Here is a 19,538-nt window from a genome sequence, read left to right as displayed (position 1 = left end):
CAATTACAATTTGAATCCCAGATTAAGATATACCGTACGAGGTGACGACGGACCGTATACATAGCCCGGATCTCTGTCGACTCCAAAGTCAAGGTCTTCCTGATATTGATCTGTAATATTCTTTATTCCGAGCGATATTTCCGTAGCGAGATTTTCAATCAAATTCAATTTATAGTTGAGGGCAAAATCTATTTCAAAAAATTCTTTACTCTTGTTAACTTCGATAATGGGATTATCCTGATAATCGACGGCAATTTCGTGAGGCACGTACATACTGCCGGTATATTTAACGGCTGTAAAAAGGCTGAATTTATTCGAATAGTCATAGGCAATTCTCACATAGCCGAAAATATCGGGCGTTCTGAGAAATTCTTTTGTATTATAGTCTTCCAGAATATCGTCGTACTGATTATTCTTAAAAGTAAAGCCGGAACGAATTTCCAGTTTATTTAGGGGTTTAACGCCGAAATCAAATTCGATTCCTTTTACTCTGGCGCCGCTGCTGTTAATTCTTTCCCAATATTCAATAACGCCGTCCGAAGAAATAAACTTTTCGCCGTAGGCTCCGGAAAGACGCGTATAAAACAGGGTTACGCCCGCCAGCAGAGGAATATCGCCGACAAAATCCTGGAATTCAGCGCCGAATGTATAAGAGTAGCTTTTTTCTTCTTTTAGTCCAGCCGAATTACGGATAACGCGCTGAGTTCCTTCGAGTCCGCAGATATGCAAATCCTCGTCGAAAATTTGAGGCGCTTTGAAGCCCGTCGTAAATCCGGCTCTCAAATTCAGCGCGTCCCACAATTTAACTTTAGCGTTGATCCGAGGGCTAACAATCCAATCAGACAGAGCCGAATGTTTATCGAAACGCACTCCTCCTACTAACTGCAGATGCTCTTCGCTGTCGAACGATATTTCGTCCTGTAAATAGACTCCGATATTTCTGAATATTTCGTCGACATAATAAGCCTCGCTCGAAACGCTTTTATCTATAAGTTTGTCGTAATCGTATTGAACGCCAGCCGTTATAATATGACCGCTTAAATAATAGTTTGCCTGAATACCGGCCGTATGAAGCGGGTTGTCCGAGTGTCCGTAATATTTAAGAGCCTGGAGTTTTGCCTCGGGAGTATCGTCCGGCAAACCGCCATAATACGAGTCGCGGTCGAGTATGCTAAACGCATAATTTATTTTATATTCAAACGACGCGTTGACTTTTTGATTCCATCTCAGCTTGCCGCCCCACTTTTCGTGATTCGTCCATTCGGCAATCGACGCTTCATGGACGGGTTTGTCGAAGTCTCCGCCGCCTCTCCTATCTTCAACTATACGATGAAAGGAGAGTTGTAATTCCGAATTTTCGAGTGGTCTGATATATCCGTTGAAACCGACCGTTTCGTTTTTGAGTTTCCCCAATTCGGAATAACCGTCGCCGTTGCGATCGTAGCTTCCTCTGTCTCTCGTAGAGCCGAACACATAAAATCCCGATTTATTGTCGTCGCTTACAATTTCGGCAATGGCGCCTATTTGATGATCGGGAGTTCCGTCGATCGAATTTCCGGAATAATAAATTTTTATGCCGTTAAATGCGGGACGACGAGTCATCATATTGATCGTTCCGGCAACTGCTCCTCCGCCGTAGAGCGACGAGCCTCCGCCTTTAACTATTTCGATCTGTTCAATCATTTCCTGAGGATAATGCTCCAGTCCGTAAACTCCGCCCAGCGAGCTGACGACGGGGTCGCCGTCTATCAGTATTTGCGAATATTTCCCGTCGAAACCGAGAATACGCACCTGCGTAAAATTACAATTATTACAGTCGTTTTCTACCATAACGCCGGTTTGAAGTCCAAGAGCCTGAGCCAAATTACATGCACTCTGCTGCTGTATCAATTTTTTCGGCACAATTTCGGTTTTTACCGACGTATTCTCGTAAAGATGAAGCGTATTTGTGCCGGTCACCACAATCGAGCCCATTTCAATTAGAGCTGGTTTTAATTCGAATGTTAGATTTTCCGAATTTTTATCGTTCAGACGAAATACAATCGACTGGTAACCGACCATTGATATAATCAATTCGGGATTTTCCACGTGTATTCTTTTTATTTCAAAATATCCGTTAATATCGGTGGCTGTACCCAGATTGGTCATTTTTATAATGATGTTTGCGCCGATAAGAGGCTCTTTTGTCGATGCATCCAGGACTCTCCCGGAAATATTTATTCCGTCTCCGGAATAAGACATCAATGCCTGATTTAATGATACAAAAAAAATTATCGTCATGATAATTCGTTTCATTTCCAAATCTCCCGGTTATTTTAATATAATGGAGCCGGACGGCGCCGGCTCCGTACGGTTATTTATCAATAAAGCGCAACAGGTGTGAATTGATGAAATTCGCCAATGATTCCTGGCTGTAAGGCCAGGCGTATTCAATCTTAATTTCAGGGTGTTCTTCCTGAAACATTTCAATTGCGGCGGGAATATCCTTTTCGGAGTGCCCGCCGCCAGGAGTGAACATTATGCTCGTTACAAGGATTAAATCCGGTTTGTCTTCGGATGCTTTCTTGAGCGCTTCGCCTACAGTAGGAGCGCACATTTCATTAAAAGCATAATGGACCGAATGAAAATTCTGAAACTTACTTTTAAATATTTCGACTATTTTCATAAAGCCCGCCCAATAAGGATCGTTTTCCTCGTTGCGTGGCCAGTTTCGCAGCTCGTTTTCGATTTCTTCGGCTTCCGGAGTGTGGCTGTCGTGCAATTTGAAATATTCTTTGAGTTTCGGAAAATCTTTGGCAGGAGCTCCGTGTCCGACTATTATAACGGACACTTTTTTGCCGTCTCCTGCCATACCCAGGAGATTCGAGTAAAGAAATAAGCCTGTAATTAAGAAGTAAAGTAATGTTTTATATGATTTCATTTTTATATCTCTCCTTTATTATTCAAATTTAGTTGAGCCGTCCGGCTGATAAACATATCTGAAAGTATAGTATTTCGATTCGTCCGAAGACGTCGGAGCTTCGGGAGCTCCTTTGTAATAACTTATAATCTGAACTTTTGCATATTTGCCGTCGCCCGATTTAATAACAAGCACAACCCCGGGAATCGGAGAAATGATATGAGTTTCGGGATTATAATTGTACCAGCCGTTACCCGACCCGGTTGGGATGGCGGGTGCGTTTTCTGCGTCGACCTGATATCCTTCAGACGGAGCTTCCTTTAAATCATAAAAGTCGGTGTTTTTCAGTACGATCGCTCCGCCCTTGCCGGGACCGCTAACGCCGCCGTTTGTGTAAATTGCGGTTCTTCTGAAAGCAATATCCCATTTATCGGATAAAGTATCGGCTCCGGTTACAATTGTGCTGTCGGAAAAACGAAAGTACGTTAAACCCGGACCCAATGCGGGAACGTCCTTAACTTCGACAACTTTAACATCCGGCGTATCGTCAACCGGTTCGGTGCTGCTCGAGTCGTCGCAACCGACAAATAATAAAGTAAACAGTAACGCGAGTAAATATAGCTTTTTCATCTATTCTCCCTTTTTTAATAATTAATTGAAATTCCGGCGTAAATTATTCTACCGGACAAATTCATATTTTGTCCGCTCAATTTTCTATCCAACAAATTTTCAATTCTTAGCTGCAGAGCCAAGTGGTCGTTTATCGATTTGTTGAGGGCAAAATTCCAGACGGCGTATCCCGCCGCATATTCGCTTTTGTCGTCGAGAATGCCATTTCCGTTTCTGTCGTAATATCCGTATTTCCCTTTGAGAATTCCGGTAAGCGCCGCAAAGACTCCGTATGTTTCGTTATCGTAGGCGAGTCGGATATTTCCCGAATGTTTAGAGCGATTGAACAATCCTCCGTAGTCGGATTCGGTTATTTTTTTCAATCGACCAGACTCGGTTAGTCTGAAATATTCGCCGGCTTTGACTTTTTCGAGAACTTCCTCGTCTACAGCATCGAGATATTGATACCCGGCGCTCATTTTGATATAATCGTACAGAGTTATTCTAATCTCGGATTCAATGCCCTGCGTATAAATTTTATTCAGATTAAAATAGGTGTATAGACCCTGTCCGTTTTTCTTGATCGCGATTGGCGTTGCGTCAATTAAATCTCTTACGTTGTTCCTGAATAAATTCAAAGACGCCCAGAAATTTTCGGAATGTTCGTACTCCACAGCAAAATTTAACGACCAGGAATTCTCGGCGTTGAGTTTATTTATGTTTTCGGGATTAATGAGAATCCTGTCGATTTGTCCTTCTTCCAGAAGTTTATTGAAGTAATACAAAAAATTCGTTGCTCCGTAAACCGAATATCCGACCTGCGGATTTGTAAAATTGAGATAAAGCTGTTGAAGCGTAGGAGCCTTAAATCCGCTGCCGACCGACACGTTAAATTTCAAAAAATCATACGGTTTTATTGCGGCTGATATTTTGGGACTTATGCGCGACGAATATTTGCTGTGATAGTCGTACCTGAGACCTCCGACAATATCGACAAACCGGGACGGAATCCATTCGTGCTGCAAAAAAACGAAATGCGAATTTATGTCGTCTGCTTCCTTGTCGATTCTGTCTGCATTGATGCTTTCTTTCACGTATCCGGTTCCGAACGTAGTCAGGTTAGTTTGATCGATTAGCAGATTGCCCGAGTATTCCGCTTTATAGTAATATTGATCGAACCTGCTATATTCGTATTGTTCGCCTCCAATTTGATAATTCAGTTTGCTTTCGGTAAAATAATTACTTGCGTATAATCTGGACTGATGACTATACGAATTACTTAACTTACCCGAATAGTTCAAAGAAATATTAACATCGCGCAGTCTGTCTTCGTCTTTAAGAATTACCGTTCGATCGTTTTCCGTAATCTCTGCAAGGTTATTTTGATTTTCATTAAAATATCTGACGTTTATTTTGAGTGAGTTTGACTCGTCGAAACTATATTCGAGTTTAGGATTAATCAGTATATTGTCATATTCCGGCGCGGTTTTCGAAATCGACCCGGGTGTAAGATCGAATCCTTCGGTTCCCCTTGTATTCAGAAAAAGCGAACCTTTGAATTTACCGAAAGATTTGTAGAGGTCTCCATTCAATTGATACGAATTGTGAGTTCCGGTTTGAGCGTAAAGGGCGATTTTTTCCGGGACTTCGGGGAAAGAGGTAATGAGATTAACGACGCCGGCAAGCGCTTCGCTGCCGTAAAGAGAAGAAGAAGGGCCTTTGACAATCTCGATTTGTTTTAAATTTGCCACGTCGAAGCGTGACAGTTCAATCGTGCCCGCCGTTCTTCCGATTGCCGGTTCGCCGTCGATAAGAATAAGCGTATAATCGGGATCGAGTCCTTGAATCTGGATGCCGCTTCCGTGGTTGTTGATTACGGCAAGCCCCGTCTGTTCCATCAATACTTCTTTCAGACTGACATAACCGCATTTTTTAATTTCCTTTTCGGAAATCAATTCCGTTCTGACCGGAGTATCTTTCAGTTTTTTGAGATTACGCGTTCCTGTCACCACAACTGCTTCGGAAGAATACTCCTTTGGTTGCAAACGGACAGTCAAAAAATTAATTGACGGATTATATTTAACTGTTTTAGCCTCAAATCCGATGCACGAAAAAGAGATCTCATCGCCGGACTTCAAGGGATAATCAAGCTTAAATATCCCATTTTTATCGGAAGAAGTTCCGTAACTCGTACCGGCAACCAATACATTTACATCCGGTATCGGATTACCGGCGGCGTCAACCACCCTTCCTTGAAAACGAGTTTGAGCTATAATCCCCGTAAGCGAAATAAATATTGATATAATTAATTTTTTCATTTCTTGTCCTTATTTAGACTAAATCTTTACTACAAAACTAATAGAACTCTTCGCCTCCGTCAATACATCATTCTTAGTAAAATGATACTAAAAACTTAGTATTAATTATCTCCTATGCTGATTAATCCCCTCTTGATGCTTTCGACAATAAGTTGCGGCGTGTTTTTTACATTAAGCTTGCGCATAATATTCCTGCGATGAGTAAGAACGGTAAACTCGCTGATAAAAAGCAGTCTTCCTATTTCTTTATTATTTAATCCTTCCGCTATGTGGCGCAATATTTCGTACTCGCGTTCACTCAGCTTTTCCGAAAGCGTCCTATTAAATTCGGGATCAAATATTTTTCGGCTAATATCCTGGCTGTAGTACTTTTGGTCGTTGTATACTTTTAATGCCGCTCTTTGCAATTCTTCTTTAGTGACGGACTTGGACAGATAGCCGTCCAGCCCAAGGTCGAGCAGACGCTTCAGATTGAACAGGTCTTCCGAGTCGACTAACGCCATGATTTTCAGACGCGGAAATTCCTCCTTGATCTCTTTCATCAACCGCACGCTGTCCTGTTTTAACATATCCGTTTCCACAATAATCATATCGGGCTTTTGGGAACGTATTTCGTCCTTTAATTTTTCTTCCTGCGCTCCCGTCACTTTCATGCCTTCCAAATCCTGCAGAATACAGCTTATAGCGTAATTTGTCAGAAAAAATTTGTTTGCAATTAATATCAGAATCGGTTTCATATATAATATTTATTTAGACTGAGTATAAATTAATAAATTTCCTTAAATTATACAAGCAGGTATGATTTTCTGTATCTTAAATTCTTTTTTTATTTTTGATATCTAATCTGATACGGACGGATATGGTTCTTCCCAAAAGAGTGCGGAAACTGAAAGACGCCGAGCTCAAAAACGGCGCTGTCATCTACTGGATGCAAAGAGACCAGCGAGTATACGACAACTGGGCGCTCCTGTTTGCTTATCACAGAGCAAAGGAGAGACAATTGCCCCTGATTGTAATTTTCAATCTCGTTCCGGAATTCTTGGGCGCCTCGCTGCGTCAATATTCTTTCATGATAAACGGATTGAAACAGGTCGAAAAAAAATTGTCGAAATTGAATATCGGTTTCAAACTTCTTTCAGGCAATCCCGCAGTTACAATTCCGGCGTTTGTAAAGGAATCGGGCTGTTCGGAATTAATCACGGATTTCAATCCTCTTAGAATTACCAGGAAGTGGAAAAAGGAAGTTCATTCAAAAATCAAAATTCCGTTTTACGACGTCGACGCGCATAATATCGTTCCTTGTTTTCTGGCTTCAGGGAAGCAGGAATTTGCCGCATATACATTCAGACCCAAAATTCAGAAACTTCTCCCCGAGTTTATGGACGATTTTCCGCCGTTGAAAAAAATGCCCGTCAATGAATTTACAAACATTAAAAACGACTGGGAAAACTTAAAAATTAAAACCGATGCGAGCGTGCAAGAAATCGACTGGATTTTGCCCGGCGAAGAGGCGGCTTTTGAAATTCTCGATAGCTTCATCGAAAGCAAACTGGAATTTTATTCGGACAAAAAGAACGATCCGAACGAAAATGCACTTTCGAATTTATCGATTCATCTCCATTTCGGACACATATCGGCTCAGCGTATTGCGCTCGAAATACTCAGAAGAACGGAGCATTCTAAATCGAGAGAAAGCTTTCTCGAAGAATTGATAGTGCGCAAAGAATTGTCGGACAATTTTTGTTACTATAACAAGAAATACGATTCATTCGAAGGTTTTCCCGAATGGGCTCAAAAGACGCTTAACGAACACCGCCGCGACAAACGAGAATACGTCTATTCGCTCGAAGAACTCGAAGAAGGAAAAACTCACGACTCGCTGTGGAACGCCGCCCAGTTTGAAATGAAGACAAAAGGGAAAATGCACGGTTATCTCAGAATGTATTGGGCTAAGAAAATTTTGGAATGGACAAACTCGCCCGAAGAAGCGCTTAAATATGCAATCTATCTAAACGACAAGCACGAACTCGACGGACGCGACCCTAACGGATATACAGGCATTGCATGGTCTATCGGGGGCGTTCACGACCGCGCCTGGAGCGAGCGACCCGTTTTCGGGAAAATTAGGTATATGAATTATGCGGGCTGCAAAAGAAAATTTGACGTTAGTAAATACACAATCAACGTTTTCAAATAATAGAAAGGTTCGTAATGAAAAAAATAACATTAATCTATTTCCTGCTTTTCGTCGCTTTTCTGAAAGCGCAGCACATTGACGCCCCGGACAGAATTATTCTTAATCTGACCGAACAACCCTCGTCGAGTATCGCCGTAACCTGGCATACAAACGAAAGCCATGACAATAGTTTTGTAGAATTGGCAGAGGCGACAAAGTGGATCGAATTCAAAGACAGCGCTATTAAAACTCCGGCGCAAATGAACGAACTGAATTACAAAGGCAATTTGTCATATACGTATTCGGCGGTACTGAACGATTTGAAACCGAATACGCTTTATGTTTACAGGGTGGGCTACGACTCCGTAACGAGCGAATGGAATCAATTCAGAACCGCATCCGATACCGATCAACCTTTCCGATTCGTTTATTTCGGCGACCCTCAAAACGGAATCCGCGAAGATTTGGCAAGAGTATTCAGAAAAGCTTTAATGACCGCGCCCGAAGCTTCTTTCTGGCTTTTTGCGGGCGATCTAACAGACCTGCCAGACGAGTCGATGTGGAAAGAATGGTTCGACGCCACGGGATTCATTCACCGGATTGTACCATCGATTATGGCCATCGGAAATCACGACCTCTATTTTGAAATGGCAGACGGTAAAAAGAAAAAAACCGACAAATATCCGCTCTGGCAAAGTCTTTTTACGTTGCCCGAAAACGGTCCCGAAGGATTGGAAGAATCGGTTTATTATGTAGATTACCAGGGCGTAAGGTTTATTGTGCTCAACACAAATTACCGCCTGAAAGATCAGGCCGAATGGCTTGAAAATATATTATCCGACAATCCTAACAAATGGACAGTCGTAACGTATCATCACCCAGTCTATTCAACGGGCGAAGGAAGAGACAATAAGGATATAAGGGAAACATTCATGCCGATTTTCGACAAGTTTAATGTGGATCTCGTTTTGCAGGGTCACGATCATACTTATGCCAGGACATATAAAATATATAACGGCAAAATTTCGGACGACGAATCGAAAGGAACCGTATATGTAACGTCCGTATCAGGCCCAAAACAGTATCCTGCAAATCCGATGTACAAAGATTTAATCGCCAAACTCGGAACTTTCACGCAACTTTTTCAGGTAATCGACATACAAGGCGACAGATTGATTTATAATTCCTATACGGTTACGGGCGAGCTTTACGACCATTTCGAACTGAAGAAATAATTTATTAGGGAAAGAGCAAGGATTATTTTCTTTTCCTTGCTCTTTCGATTTCTTCCTTGAATTCTTTATAAGTTTTTTTGCCTTCTAGAAATGAAGTCTTTTTTCCTTTGGAGTCGTAAATCAACGTAGCGGGCAATGCGCCGTTCCAATTTTCGTCGAGAAAATTTATCAACTCCTCGTCGTTTTCGAAACCGTTAATGTAATTCGTATATAGCACGTTATTAAATTTCAGAAAGGGAATAACCTTGGAGTCGACGTCTTCCGGAAAATCGACGCTCAATCCGATAAATTCAACGTCTTCGTATTCCCCCGCTAATTTCACGATGTCGGGTATTTCCTCGCGGCACGGTATGCACCAAGTAGCCCATAAATTCAGAAAGAGAACCTTCCCTTTCCTGTTTTTAATAACCTTGTTTAATCCGTCTTTATTAATAGCAACAATTTTGACCTCTTTTGCCGTATCTTTTTGTTTGCTTTCGGCAAAGAAGGTCGCTGGTATTAATGTCAGTAAAACAACCAGGATTAATTTGCGCATGTTAGTTTACTCTTTTTATTGTACATCCGAACGCTTTTGTTTTGGGATTTGAAACTTTTTTGCCGGCTAAAATTTCGTCGAGAGCTACTCTCAAATCGTGAGTTTTAACTTCGTCTTCTTTTCGCGAGTCGTCAATTCTTCCGTGGTACAAAATTTCGAAGTCGCCGTTCAGAACGTAGATTTCGGGGGTTACTGAAGCTCCGAATTTATCTGCGATCACATTTTTTTCGTCTTTGAGGATTACGAATTCGAACCCGTTTTCTTTTGCGTGTTCTTTAATTTCTTCCACGCTTTCCTGTTTGTTTGAATTGATGCCGACGAAACTAACGCCTTTATCTTTGTAGTCCTTGTAGAGTTCTATCATTCTGGAATTGTATTCGTTCGAAACGGGGCATTGCGTGGCAATGAACATAATTACTATTGCTTTTGAGTCTTTGAAATCACTCAGCCGGTATTCTTTACCGTTGTAGTCCTTTAATTTGAAATTTTCCGCTTTTTGACCGGAAGTAGTAATTACAGCCGAGAAAAACATTACAAGCAATACAAATGATTTATATGCGCTTTTCATCTTTACCTCTCTTGTTGTGATGTGGTTGCGTAAGATATTCTTTAAAATACTCGATGTCAAATTATAACGCCGAGATATCATTACAACAACATCCTTGTTTTAATAGTTTCAGGAATTGCCTTTAATTCTTTCATAATTTCTCCGCTCATCTCTCTGCTGTCGATATCGATGATTACGTATCCTATGTAAGGATCGGTTTGAAGGTACTGAGCCGCAATATTCAATTTACGCGAGGTGAAAACTTTTGATATCTTGTTCATTACGCCGGGTTTATTGTGATGGATATGGAGATACCGCTGACGATTTATATTGGGCGCCAATGATATTTGCACAAAATTAGTCGCTCCTATCGTCGAGCCGACGTCGCAGTATTGAACCAGCTTTTCTGAAACTTCCAATCCGATATTAGCCTGCGCTTCGCACGTGCTGCCTCCGATGTGGGGAGTCAATATCACATTATTGAATTTCTGTAAAATCGAAACGAATTTTTCCTCGTTGGAAACGGGTTCTTCGGGGAAAACATCGATGGCGGCGCCGGCAATATGACCCGACTCAATAAATTCTGCCAGGTCGTTCAAATTGACTACCGTTCCCCGCGAACTGTTTATCAAATAAGAGCCTTTTTTCATAAGACTAAGTTGTTCATGAGCGATCATATTTTTCGTCAGTTCCGTTTCAGGCACGTGGAGAGTAACCACGTCCGATATTTTCAGAAGTTCGTCAAGACTGTCGCACGGTTTGGAATTTCCGAGACTCAATTTTTTTACTATGTCGTAATAATAGACATTCATGCCGAGGCTTTCGGCGAGAATCGATACCTGCGAACCGATATGCCCGTAGCCTACAATTCCGAGAGTTTTACCGCGCACTTCGTACGAATTTTTTGCTTCTTTAAGCCATAAGCCTTGGTGCGCCAGAATATTCTTTTCGGCTATACCTCTCATCAAAAAAATTATTTCCGCTACTACAAGTTCCGCCACTGAACGCGTATTCGAAAAAGGGGCATTGAACACAGGAATACCTCTCATACGCGCGGCATCGAGATCAACCTGATTCGTGCCAATGCTGTAACATCCGATGGCAAACAATTTTTTTGCATATTTTAATACGTCTTCGGTCAGGTGCGTGCGCGAACGAATGCCGATAATGTGGGCGTCCCGGATTTTTTCGATTAATTCGTCTCCTTCAAGAGACGTTTTGAGATACTCGATATTGCTGAATTCGTTGTTTCTGAAATATTCGACGGCCTTGGGATGCACGCCCTCGAGCAGCAAAATCTTGATTTTTTCTTTCGGAAGCGAGTAGGTCTTCCCCATCGTTTTAACCGGCAATTAAATTGAAAATTATTCTACAAATATATGCCGGATAAAAGACAATAGAAAAGTCTTTCTATTATTTTCTTCTCCCGCGTATTCTTTTTTCTATCGCGTCGAATATTCTGGTTGCGTGTTCAATCGAATTCTCGATAAACCATTTTCCCGTATCCATGCCTCCGCATACGACTCCAGCCAGGAAAAGGTCAGGGATGTTTGTCTCCTGCGTTTCAGAATTTACTGATGGAATTTTCAATTTTCTTCCTTCGAATTCAACGCCGGTTTTTTCAAGGAACTTGAAATCGGGATGATAGCCGGTCATCGCAAAAACAAAATCGTTTTCCAGAGTAATTCTTTTTCCGTTTTGTTCGATTACAATTTCTTTTTCTTTTATCTCGGTAAGTTTTGCGTTGAAGAAGGCTTTGACGCTTCCTTCTTTAATTCGATTTTCGATATCGGGTCTTACCCAATATTTTACATTTTTATCGAGCGAGTTTCTTTTGACGATCATAGTTACTTCGGCGCCGTGTCTGAATGTCTCCAAAGCTACGTCGACTGCGGAATTTCCTCCTCCTACTATTGCCACTTTCTGGTCGTTGAACGGATGCGGCTCTTTATAGTAATGAAATACTTTAGGAAGATTCTCGCCCGGAATGTTCATAAGATTGGGGTGGTCGTAATATCCCGTAGCCAACACCAGATACCTGCAGCGATATTTTCCTTTATCCGAAATAACTTCGAATAGATTTTTGCCGCGCAAGACTTCTTCAACTTTTTCGAAATAATTCACTTTAAGATTCCAGGCGGATTTTACGCGTCTGTAATATTCGAGGGCTTCCCTCCGAGTCGGTTTCGTGCCGTGGGACACAAAGGGCACGCCTCCAATTTCCAGCCTTTCGGACGTCGAAAAGAACGTCATATTGACGGGGAAATTATAAATTGAATTTACCAGGCATCCTTTTTCGAGTATCAGATATTTTAATTTTCTTTTGGAAGCTTCGATGCCGCATGCCATTCCGATCGGACCGGCTCCCACTATTATTACGTCGTAAGTCGTCTTATTCATACAATATTTTTTTCTATATTAACAATTGGTTATTCGAAACATTAACAAAAAACGAAATGGAAAAATTCAGTTATTCTTTTTTTGCTCGCATAATTTATCGATACGGAAATATAATAGCTACATTCTTTCTTTCGATTCATTTTATCTCTTCGGTTTATTTCATAACCGAGAAATGGTATTTCGTCTTTCCCGCCGCAATAAACGGATTGATAATCTACATCATCAACAGATATTTCATAAAGACCTACCGTCTTTTTCCGTTTGTAATCGAAGCGGACAACGAAAAGATGGTGTGCAGCGACTTTTTTATGAGCAAAAAGAAGGTAATCATTCATTACAAAAATATCGACGAATTGAAAGGGGGGATTTTCAGCGGTTTTCCCACACGTCCTATTTATCTTCATGATAAATCGCAGAATGTTACGGTCGGTTTTTATTCGCACGTCGGCGATTTCCAAAAACTATCGACTAAAATTCTCCGCAACATCCCTGAAAAACTTTACAACGAGCTGTTAAACAAAATTAAAACCGATAGAGGGAAAATAAAAAGAGGCTGAAAATCAGCCTCTTTTAACAAAGATATAGTAAAAGCGAAGATAGCTTATTATTTTGTTCCCAGGATAGCGTCTTTAGCTGCTTTAACGAATCTGAATTTGAGAACTTTCTTTGCAGGAATTTTAATTGTTTCGCCTGTTTGGGGATTTCTTCCTTTGCGAGCTTTTCTTTTAACAAGAACTACTTTACCCAGACCGGGAATAAGAAACTCTTTTTTAGCTTCTTTGTAAGCCAGAGCTATAAACTCTTCCAAGAACTGAGCTGTTTGTTTTTTTGTAAGCCCGGTCTTCTTTGCCATGTGGTCTACAATTTGACTCTTTGTCATTGGCATAGGATTACTCCTTTTATTATTGAATGTTTTACATTCCTGCTTTTCGCAGACGTACAAAATTTAACAATTTTTCAACTTAAAACAAACATTTTTTGTCTTTTTTATCAACATTTTGATTTATGTCAAAGGCTAATAATTAATCAATAGATTTCACGCTTTTTTGATTAAATAATTAAAACTATCTTTGCACTAAGAAAATAATAAGAACGATGAGAAGAATTTTAGCTCTGGTTATAATCTCTTTTGTGATTATCAAAGGACAAACGGACTCCACTCTTCACAAGACGGACGATTTAATCGACATAAACGACAATTCGATTTCAAAAAAATATATCAATTTTTCCGACTACAGGTACCCCGGCGATTTTTTCAAATTAATGCCTTTCGGATTTTTGAGAGATCTGGGTACGGTGGGACAGCCGAGCGAATATATTTTATATGGAGAAGGCTTTAATAATATTTCAGTTTTAAACGACGGAGTTTTTCTTAACGACCGAATCTTTAACGCCTTCGACTTAAATTTATTCCAATCCGAAAGCCTCGAGAAAATCGAATTAATTCCTCTGGCGAGAGGTTTTTTATACGGCGCGAATAATAATTCCACAGCAATAAATTTCGTATCAAGAAAATATTTGCATGAAAGACCGTATACGCGATTGCGTTATTATCAGGCGCCATACGACGAAGGTTTTATCGACGGATACTTCAGTTCTAACTTTGCGGAAAAATTAAATATATCGTTTGAACTTACAAATCAAAGCACAAGCCCCCGCTATCCAAACAGCGATTACGGGCTTTGGTCATTTGCGCTGAGAGCCCGTTACAAATTAAACGATTCCTCGTTTACATTTTTATCGTATAAATATTCCAAAACAATTACGCAGTTAAACGGCGGAGTAAATATCGATTCCGCCGTTTCATCGCCTTTCGACTATGAAAATCCCGTAATTTATAATCCGATACTCGCGCCGGTTAATTTCTATTATAGGTATCAAAAGTCGACGCTTCGATACTTCGACGCGGGAATAAAATCCTACCTGGGTTCGAATGCGCCGTATAAAATTTCGTTCTTTCTGCGCTCGCATCTGAACGAATACAGACAAAACGATACGACATATTTTATAACGCAATCAGGCATAGACACAATAATTCGCGACAACGGTTCGATGAGCGCCGGTTTGAATTACAACCAGTCGCTAAACTTTGGCGCCTTCAAACTCTTTTCGATTAATCAGTTTGAATATACTTCTTTTTCGTCGCCGCTTATCGACGAGGATAAACTAACGGTTCTCGCTTCCTCTTTAATCGGCGCAACGGAAATAATGAGAGGAAAACTCAAACTTTCGTTCTTCGGAAAATACCTGAATTACAACGGCGATTCCCATTTGGGATACGGAGCGGATTTCAGTCTGAGAATTTTGTCAGGATTTATATTCTACGCAGGCTATTCGAATTTCAGCAAACCGTATAATCCGTACGAGAAAAGTTTATTCGGCGAATCCGACAAACAAATCTATCATAATGTCGAAATCAAATTATCTTATTATTCTCCTCTGATGAACGCCGAAGCTTCATACTTTAGAAAGGATATCAAGAATAGATTAATCATGACAGAATCCGGTTTCATTTCCAAGAATATTTTAATAGACGGCGCGAATTTACGCGCCTCATTAAAGCTCTGGAAATTTCTGTTCGAAACCAATTCAAGTTATTATTTCAACCGGGAAGGAAGAAATTCGCTCGGTCTTCCGGAAATCATATCGACGGGAGGAATCTATTACGTCGACACCCTCTTCAATAATAATCTTAATTTAAAAACCGGATTTAATTTTTACATCTACGGAAGAAGACCGGGCATTTATTATGATTTAGAAAAAATGATTTCGGCTTCCTGGCCGATTTACAAAGACGACGATTATTTATTCAAGTCCTCGAATCAAATCGACTTTTTCCTGGCGGGTCAATTGCAGGAGCGCGCCATTCTCTATTTTGTTTTCGAGAATTTGCTAAACTCCAAATACTTCATAGTTCCCTATTATCCCAAGCAGGAGCGCTCGGTAAGATTCGGTGTTGCGTGGGAATTTTTCGATTAAATTTTACGAGCCAATTCCGAAATCAGGATAGCCGACGCCGCAGCTACATTCAACGATTCCGCTTTACCGCGTCCCGGAATTGTAATTGAATTGTCCGTAATCGATTTCAATTTATCGGACGGTCCTTTGGCTTCGTTAGAAAGAGTCAATATAATTTTGTCTCCGGGCGTAAATTCATAAACGCTTTCGCCATTCAAATCCGCCGTAAGAATACTATGCCCTTCTTGTTTGAGTCTCAAAAGAAATTCATAAAAATCATCAGAGTATAAAATCTCCAAATGAAAAACCGACCCCGCCGAGGCTCTTATTACTTTCGGATTATAAATTTCCGCGCAGTCTTTGCTTGCAATAATTTTTTTCAGTCCGAACCAATCGGCATTTCTGATAATGGCGCCCATATTTCCCGGATCGGAGATATCTTCGAGCGCCAGCAGGAATTTAGGGTTTGAGTGCGATAAGAAGTCGGTTTTTTCATTGAAGATTCCGATTATCCCTTGCGGCGATTCCGTGTCGCTCAGTTTTTCCAATTCCTTTTGGGATATTAATTCCGACTTACATCCTTTGCTTTTGAGATACTCCTGGAACTCACCGAATTTTTCTTCAAACTGATTAGTATAGAATACAATTTCGCATCGAAATTCCGAATCAATAGCTTCACGGATTAATTTAGCCCCTTCTACAAGAAATTTTTTCTCCGCTTTTCGGTATTTCTTTTTTTGTAGCGATGAATAATATTTCAGTTCGTTTTTGGTCATAGTTGTAAGATTTATACTTGTCGGCAAAGATAAAAAAAAATTCCGTTCGATATTGCACTCAAATAGGATAATTTAGTAGATTTGCAGACGTCAATTTTAAAAAGTTGAATGCTCCTCCGTCAACCGACGGAGGTAGAGCTGCTGACTTTAGGTTTTTTGTTTAATGCTGGCGTAGCTCAGTTGGTAGAGCAGCTGACTTGTAATCAGCAGGTCGGGGGTTCAAGTCCCTTCGCCAGCTCTGGTAGCCCGAAAATCCTTTGTTTTCGGGCTTTTTTTATGCCCTATCCGAGACATTTTCCACAATTTCACCGGCTTTCAAGGAATTGACTCTAACTGATGTACTTCAATTTGTACTTCAGTTTAGGATGCGGACGTCTTCTTTAAAAGACTGAAGTAATCAGGTTACTTCAACTTAAGACTCCGCATCCTTTTTTAACACGGTTATCCACCCTCCTTGGAAAGCTTCTCTATCGTGGGATACTTACGCAGTTCTGACCTCATGGCGTCGGTGTCTATCCGATTGTAAAATTTGTCTGTCGTCGAAGAGTGACTATGTCCTACCAGTTCTTTGACAACGCTTTCGTCCATGCCGGACTTCCTTGCCAAAGTTATGAAGCTCTTACGGAATGTCCTCGAGGAATAATCCCGAGAATCGATGCCTATCTTATTGAAGTACCGGCTTAATGCCCGCTGAACCGCTTCTACGGTACCGTACTCAAGGAGACGCCCGTCTCTACGCTCTTGAAGCCTTTCAGCAAGGACGGGCAGCAGAGCTTCGTGGAATGCGATACGCCTGCTTAGTTTCCTCTTCGGAGAGTAATAAACCATCTCCCGCCTTTTCAAGTCAATCTTCTCCGGGTCGATATTCAGAATGTCGGAAGATCTTAGTCCGGTGTAATAAAGAAGGTAGATTAGCAGTTTGAAGTTATTGTTCTTGTCATCCAGATTCTTGAATATGGCTATCAAGTCTTCTTTGTGAAAGACTATTTTCTCTACAATTTCAGGTTTGGGAGCTACGTCCCGATTAATCTTGAACATCGGGACGTAGTTGTACTCAAAGAGGAAGTTCAGAAAATGCCGCAGCTGTTTGTAGTAGCCGAATATTGAGTTGCGCTTCTGTTTAAGGAGTTTAATTTCGCTGAGCCAACTTTCCACTTTGATCTTTGTTATCAAGCCGCAAGGTTGGTCTTCGGGAAAAGTCTCCTTAAACAAATTGTAAAACCGGTAATAGTCCTTGATTGTCTTTGGGTGCTTGTGACGATTGTTGCTCAGGAAATGTTCAAACGCATCGGCAATCGTAATCTGCCTAATGCCCGCCACAGAATACTTGTTTTTCTCGGCTTCGAGTTTCTTTTCCAAGGCCATCTTAATCTTCTCGGCCCTCTTCCAGTTAGTGCTCGTCGCCGTAAGTTTAAGAGATTTGTTCAGCCTTTTCTGCTTTATGAAGTCATACCAGCTGATGTAGATGTAATTACCCTTCTTGTATAGACTAGCCATTTATTGCCTCCCTAATTTCTTCGAGATATTTTTCAGAGTCAAAGGATGAATACACACGCCGATCGTAACCGTTTTCAATCACGATATCGTTAATTTGTATAACTTCGTCGTCGCTTCTCTTAATATCAGTCATGTTATTGAGGATATATTCTCTGATTGCCAACCACGGGATCTTTATCCTTTTGCCGACAAGAATAAATTTCAGCTTCCCGGTTTCAATCAGACTGTTCAGTAAATCAAGGCTTATCCCCATAAGCTTTGCAGCTTGGGGCCTGCTTAAGAGCGTAAGCTCATTAGGAGTTTCAGTTGTCATTCACCTCCGTTTTTTGTGTTTGGGTTTTAGTTTATTATTAGGGGGCCCCGGAGCCCTGTGTTATTAGCCCCGGGGAATTAAAGATGGCTTAAAGAAGAGTGTAATTACAAAGGACTATTTAATAACAGGACTCTTACCAAATTTTTTCTTGTATTCCAAGATCATTGCTTTCCGCAACTCGTCCTCGTGCTTTTTCTGAACGATGAAGCTGTCATGCACAATCAGCGCAAGTATATTTTTCTTCATCAAACGTTTAATAACGCCGAAGGCTATATCCGAATCATCTTTCTGAAGCTTGACGCCGCAATCGCTGTGGAAATATTTCGACACAGCCGAATGCGCTTCCTTAATCATTTCGATTATTGTATTGATAGTTATATTGCCTAACCTCATTAAAATATTTTGAAGCTCGCTGTCTTTTATAACGTTATTTTTCAATGACGTCTTAGCATTCACTATGCTGTGGGCGTTAATAATTATATTGGTCGCCTTTTTGATCAACGGACGCGCATACTCGGGAATGCCTTCTATCTTGTAAGGATCTTCCGGACATTCAAGTCCTTCGCGGTGATACAACATACTGATGTGCAAAGAGCCGAAATCCAGTTCTACGGTTGGTTCATTATTGATTAAAATTCTCGCGCGTTCTTCCTCGTTTAACCTTTGATAATGAGCGCCGTAAAATCTTCCGCCTTTTTCCAGGTTCTTATCTTTGTCAATAGTAAACACACGATAAAGCTGTGGTTCTAACTCAATGCAAGCGATTGCCTCGTCATCTGGTACGTGAACAACATTGTTATTATCTTTTAGAGTTTGCCACTTTTTCAGTGTGCGTTTAGCATGTCTTAATTCTTCTTTGGTATATCTCATTGATATTTTCCTATTGTTGTTAAATTAGTTTTGATTAAGAATGCCGCTATGCAAACGAGACTATGAAAAGTTATTAGTATATGGTATATAAGACGCTAAGAATACATCCGTACTTTATTTATTCCGGCGCACGGCCTCTCTCTACAACGTGGCTCACGCGCTCTGTGTCTCTCTCGATTGCTTGTCTCTTAGCACATTGTGCCCGTCGCTCTCTCTCTTCCTCTTCTACGCCTTGCCTGTCGTCGCACACATACGCTGTCTTTACTTCTTCCTGAATACCTCGCTTTACTCCTGGTTACTTGCATCTGCACCTTTCCTGCGCTTGTGCACACTCTCTCATGCGCGCGTTCCCGTTCTTCGCAACGCACTCCACGTGTCACTCCCGTCTTGAACATCCTACGCCGC

The 19,538-nt window shown here is 41.0% G+C and carries 18 protein-coding genes and 1 tRNA gene; 5 read left to right on the top strand and 14 right to left on the bottom strand.

The features are described from left to right. Window positions 1-3: 3 nt before the first annotated feature. The 5 genes from ACOYVE_RS12375 to ACOYVE_RS12355 form a co-directional block, all read right to left on the bottom strand. Entirely contained in the window at window positions 4-2,295 is a 2,292-nt protein-coding gene (locus ACOYVE_RS12375; RefSeq protein ID WP_014856099.1) for a TonB-dependent receptor, read from the bottom strand. Between the two features lie 58 nt (window positions 2,296-2,353). Next, on the bottom strand, window positions 2,354-2,920 hold the full coding sequence (locus ACOYVE_RS12370) for a sirohydrochlorin chelatase (protein ID WP_014856098.1): 567 nt from the start codon (window positions 2,918-2,920) through the stop codon (window positions 2,354-2,356). Window positions 2,921-2,938: 18 nt separating this feature from the next. Next, window positions 2,939-3,529 carry an HmuY family protein gene (locus tag ACOYVE_RS12365; protein ID WP_014856097.1) on the bottom strand — a complete coding sequence of 197 codons (591 nt, stop codon included), beginning with the start codon at window positions 3,527-3,529 and terminating at the stop codon, window positions 2,939-2,941. 14 nt (window positions 3,530-3,543) lie between these two features. Further along, on the bottom strand, window positions 3,544-5,826 hold the full coding sequence (locus ACOYVE_RS12360) for a TonB-dependent receptor (protein WP_014856096.1): 2,283 nt from the start codon (window positions 5,824-5,826) through the stop codon (window positions 3,544-3,546). A 101-nt stretch (window positions 5,827-5,927) separates the two neighbouring features. Next, on the bottom strand, window positions 5,928-6,563 hold the full coding sequence (locus ACOYVE_RS12355) for a response regulator transcription factor (protein ID WP_422882249.1): 636 nt from the start codon (window positions 6,561-6,563) through the stop codon (window positions 5,928-5,930). Between the two features lie 122 nt (window positions 6,564-6,685). Here ACOYVE_RS12355 and ACOYVE_RS12350 point away from each other — a divergent pair, with 122 nt between their 5' ends. Both ACOYVE_RS12350 and ACOYVE_RS12345 read left to right on the top strand, forming a co-directional pair. Beyond that, a complete protein-coding gene (locus ACOYVE_RS12350; protein WP_014856093.1) occupies window positions 6,686-8,023 on the top strand; it encodes a deoxyribodipyrimidine photo-lyase in 1,338 nt (445 codons plus the stop codon). A 14-nt stretch (window positions 8,024-8,037) separates the two neighbouring features. Continuing rightward, complete coding sequence (locus tag ACOYVE_RS12345; RefSeq protein ID WP_014856092.1) at window positions 8,038-9,237, top strand: purple acid phosphatase family protein; 1,200 nt, start codon at window positions 8,038-8,040, stop codon at window positions 9,235-9,237. Between the two features lie 22 nt (window positions 9,238-9,259). Here the strand turns inward: ACOYVE_RS12345 and ACOYVE_RS12340 are convergent, their stop codons facing one another. From ACOYVE_RS12340 to ACOYVE_RS12325, 4 genes are all read right to left on the bottom strand, one after another. After that, complete coding sequence (locus tag ACOYVE_RS12340; protein ID WP_014856091.1) at window positions 9,260-9,772, bottom strand: TlpA family protein disulfide reductase; 513 nt, start codon at window positions 9,770-9,772, stop codon at window positions 9,260-9,262. A gap of 1 nt (window position 9,773) precedes the next feature. Then, window positions 9,774-10,340: a thioredoxin family protein gene (locus ACOYVE_RS12335; RefSeq protein WP_422882247.1), complete on the bottom strand. Its 567-nt coding sequence runs from the start codon at window positions 10,338-10,340 to the stop codon at window positions 9,774-9,776. 80 nt (window positions 10,341-10,420) lie between these two features. Next, entirely contained in the window at window positions 10,421-11,656 is a 1,236-nt protein-coding gene (serA, locus tag ACOYVE_RS12330) for a phosphoglycerate dehydrogenase (protein WP_422882245.1), read from the bottom strand. A 76-nt stretch (window positions 11,657-11,732) separates the two neighbouring features. Further along, the gene (locus ACOYVE_RS12325; protein ID WP_014856088.1) at window positions 11,733-12,719 is read right to left on the bottom strand and encodes a YpdA family putative bacillithiol disulfide reductase; all 987 of its coding nucleotides are present in this window, start codon (window positions 12,717-12,719) and stop codon (window positions 11,733-11,735) included. Window positions 12,720-12,775: 56 nt separating this feature from the next. Between ACOYVE_RS12325 and ACOYVE_RS12320 the strand changes: the two genes are divergently transcribed. Then, entirely contained in the window at window positions 12,776-13,276 is a 501-nt protein-coding gene (locus ACOYVE_RS12320; protein WP_014856087.1) for a hypothetical protein, read from the top strand. Between the two features lie 47 nt (window positions 13,277-13,323). On the opposite strand, the gene ACOYVE_RS12315 is transcribed toward ACOYVE_RS12320, so the two are convergent. Continuing rightward, on the bottom strand, window positions 13,324-13,605 hold the full coding sequence (locus ACOYVE_RS12315) for an HU family DNA-binding protein (RefSeq protein ID WP_014856086.1): 282 nt from the start codon (window positions 13,603-13,605) through the stop codon (window positions 13,324-13,326). Between the two features lie 209 nt (window positions 13,606-13,814). On the opposite strand from ACOYVE_RS12315, the gene ACOYVE_RS12310 reads away from it, so the two are divergent. Then, window positions 13,815-15,698, top strand: coding sequence for a putative porin (locus ACOYVE_RS12310; protein WP_014856085.1), 1,884 nt, complete (start codon window positions 13,815-13,817; stop codon window positions 15,696-15,698). On the opposite strand, the gene ACOYVE_RS12305 is transcribed toward ACOYVE_RS12310, so the two are convergent. Beyond that, the gene (locus ACOYVE_RS12305) at window positions 15,695-16,480 is read right to left on the bottom strand and encodes a TrmH family RNA methyltransferase (protein ID WP_014856084.1); all 786 of its coding nucleotides are present in this window, start codon (window positions 16,478-16,480) and stop codon (window positions 15,695-15,697) included. The genes ACOYVE_RS12310 and ACOYVE_RS12305 overlap by 4 nt on opposite strands. A 138-nt stretch (window positions 16,481-16,618) precedes the next feature. On the opposite strand from ACOYVE_RS12305, the gene ACOYVE_RS12300 reads away from it, so the two are divergent. Further along, window positions 16,619-16,691 (top strand) — tRNA-Thr (locus ACOYVE_RS12300). A 203-nt stretch (window positions 16,692-16,894) separates the two neighbouring features. On the opposite strand, the gene ACOYVE_RS12295 is transcribed toward ACOYVE_RS12300, so the two are convergent. From ACOYVE_RS12295 to ACOYVE_RS12285, 3 genes are all read right to left on the bottom strand, one after another. Continuing rightward, complete coding sequence (locus ACOYVE_RS12295; protein ID WP_422882242.1) at window positions 16,895-17,818, bottom strand: tyrosine-type recombinase/integrase; 924 nt, start codon at window positions 17,816-17,818, stop codon at window positions 16,895-16,897. A 124-nt stretch (window positions 17,819-17,942) separates the two neighbouring features. After that, entirely contained in the window at window positions 17,943-18,263 is a 321-nt protein-coding gene (locus ACOYVE_RS12290) for a hypothetical protein (protein ID WP_422882240.1), read from the bottom strand. A gap of 114 nt (window positions 18,264-18,377) precedes the next feature. Then, window positions 18,378-19,133 (bottom strand): hypothetical protein, encoded by a 756-nt coding sequence (locus ACOYVE_RS12285; protein WP_422882238.1) that lies wholly within the window; start codon window positions 19,131-19,133, stop codon window positions 18,378-18,380. Between the last annotated feature and the right edge of the window lie 405 nt (window positions 19,134-19,538).

The organism is Melioribacter sp., assembly GCF_049325435.1.
Taxonomy (GTDB): Bacteria; Bacteroidota; Ignavibacteria; order Ignavibacteriales; family Melioribacteraceae; genus Melioribacter; species Melioribacter roseus.
The sequence above is the reverse complement of the archived record's forward strand: the minus strand, read 5'-3'. Positions and strand labels throughout refer to the sequence as shown.

Excerpts from the sequence above, each read along its gene's own strand:
- ACOYVE_RS12375 (WP_014856099.1), bottom strand. The coding sequence starts at position 2,295 with ATGAAACGAATTATCATGACGATAATTTTTTTTGTATCATTAAATCAG.
- ACOYVE_RS12370 (WP_014856098.1), bottom strand. The coding sequence starts at position 2,920 with ATGAAATCATATAAAACATTACTTTACTTCTTAATTACAGGCTTATTT.
- ACOYVE_RS12365 (WP_014856097.1), bottom strand. The coding sequence starts at position 3,529 with ATGAAAAAGCTATATTTACTCGCGTTACTGTTTACTTTATTATTTGTC.
- ACOYVE_RS12360 (WP_014856096.1), bottom strand. The coding sequence starts at position 5,826 with ATGAAAAAATTAATTATATCAATATTTATTTCGCTTACGGGGATTATA.
- ACOYVE_RS12355 (WP_422882249.1), bottom strand. The coding sequence starts at position 6,563 with ATGAAACCGATTCTGATATTAATTGCAAACAAATTTTTTCTGACAAAT.
- ACOYVE_RS12350 (WP_014856093.1), top strand. The coding sequence starts at position 6,686 with ATGGTTCTTCCCAAAAGAGTGCGGAAACTGAAAGACGCCGAGCTCAAA.
- ACOYVE_RS12345 (WP_014856092.1), top strand. The coding sequence starts at position 8,038 with ATGAAAAAAATAACATTAATCTATTTCCTGCTTTTCGTCGCTTTTCTG.
- ACOYVE_RS12340 (WP_014856091.1), bottom strand. The coding sequence starts at position 9,772 with ATGCGCAAATTAATCCTGGTTGTTTTACTGACATTAATACCAGCGACC.
- ACOYVE_RS12335 (WP_422882247.1), bottom strand. The coding sequence starts at position 10,340 with ATGAAAAGCGCATATAAATCATTTGTATTGCTTGTAATGTTTTTCTCG.
- serA (WP_422882245.1), bottom strand. The coding sequence starts at position 11,656 with ATGGGGAAGACCTACTCGCTTCCGAAAGAAAAAATCAAGATTTTGCTG.
- ACOYVE_RS12325 (WP_014856088.1), bottom strand. The coding sequence starts at position 12,719 with ATGAATAAGACGACTTACGACGTAATAATAGTGGGAGCCGGTCCGATC.
- ACOYVE_RS12320 (WP_014856087.1), top strand. The coding sequence starts at position 12,776 with ATGGAAAAATTCAGTTATTCTTTTTTTGCTCGCATAATTTATCGATAC.
- ACOYVE_RS12315 (WP_014856086.1), bottom strand. The coding sequence starts at position 13,605 with ATGCCAATGACAAAGAGTCAAATTGTAGACCACATGGCAAAGAAGACC.
- ACOYVE_RS12310 (WP_014856085.1), top strand. The coding sequence starts at position 13,815 with ATGAGAAGAATTTTAGCTCTGGTTATAATCTCTTTTGTGATTATCAAA.
- ACOYVE_RS12295 (WP_422882242.1), bottom strand. The coding sequence starts at position 17,818 with ATGGCCTTGGAAAAGAAACTCGAAGCCGAGAAAAACAAGTATTCTGTG.
- ACOYVE_RS12290 (WP_422882240.1), bottom strand. The coding sequence starts at position 18,263 with ATGACAACTGAAACTCCTAATGAGCTTACGCTCTTAAGCAGGCCCCAA.
- ACOYVE_RS12285 (WP_422882238.1), bottom strand. The coding sequence starts at position 19,133 with ATGAGATATACCAAAGAAGAATTAAGACATGCTAAACGCACACTGAAA.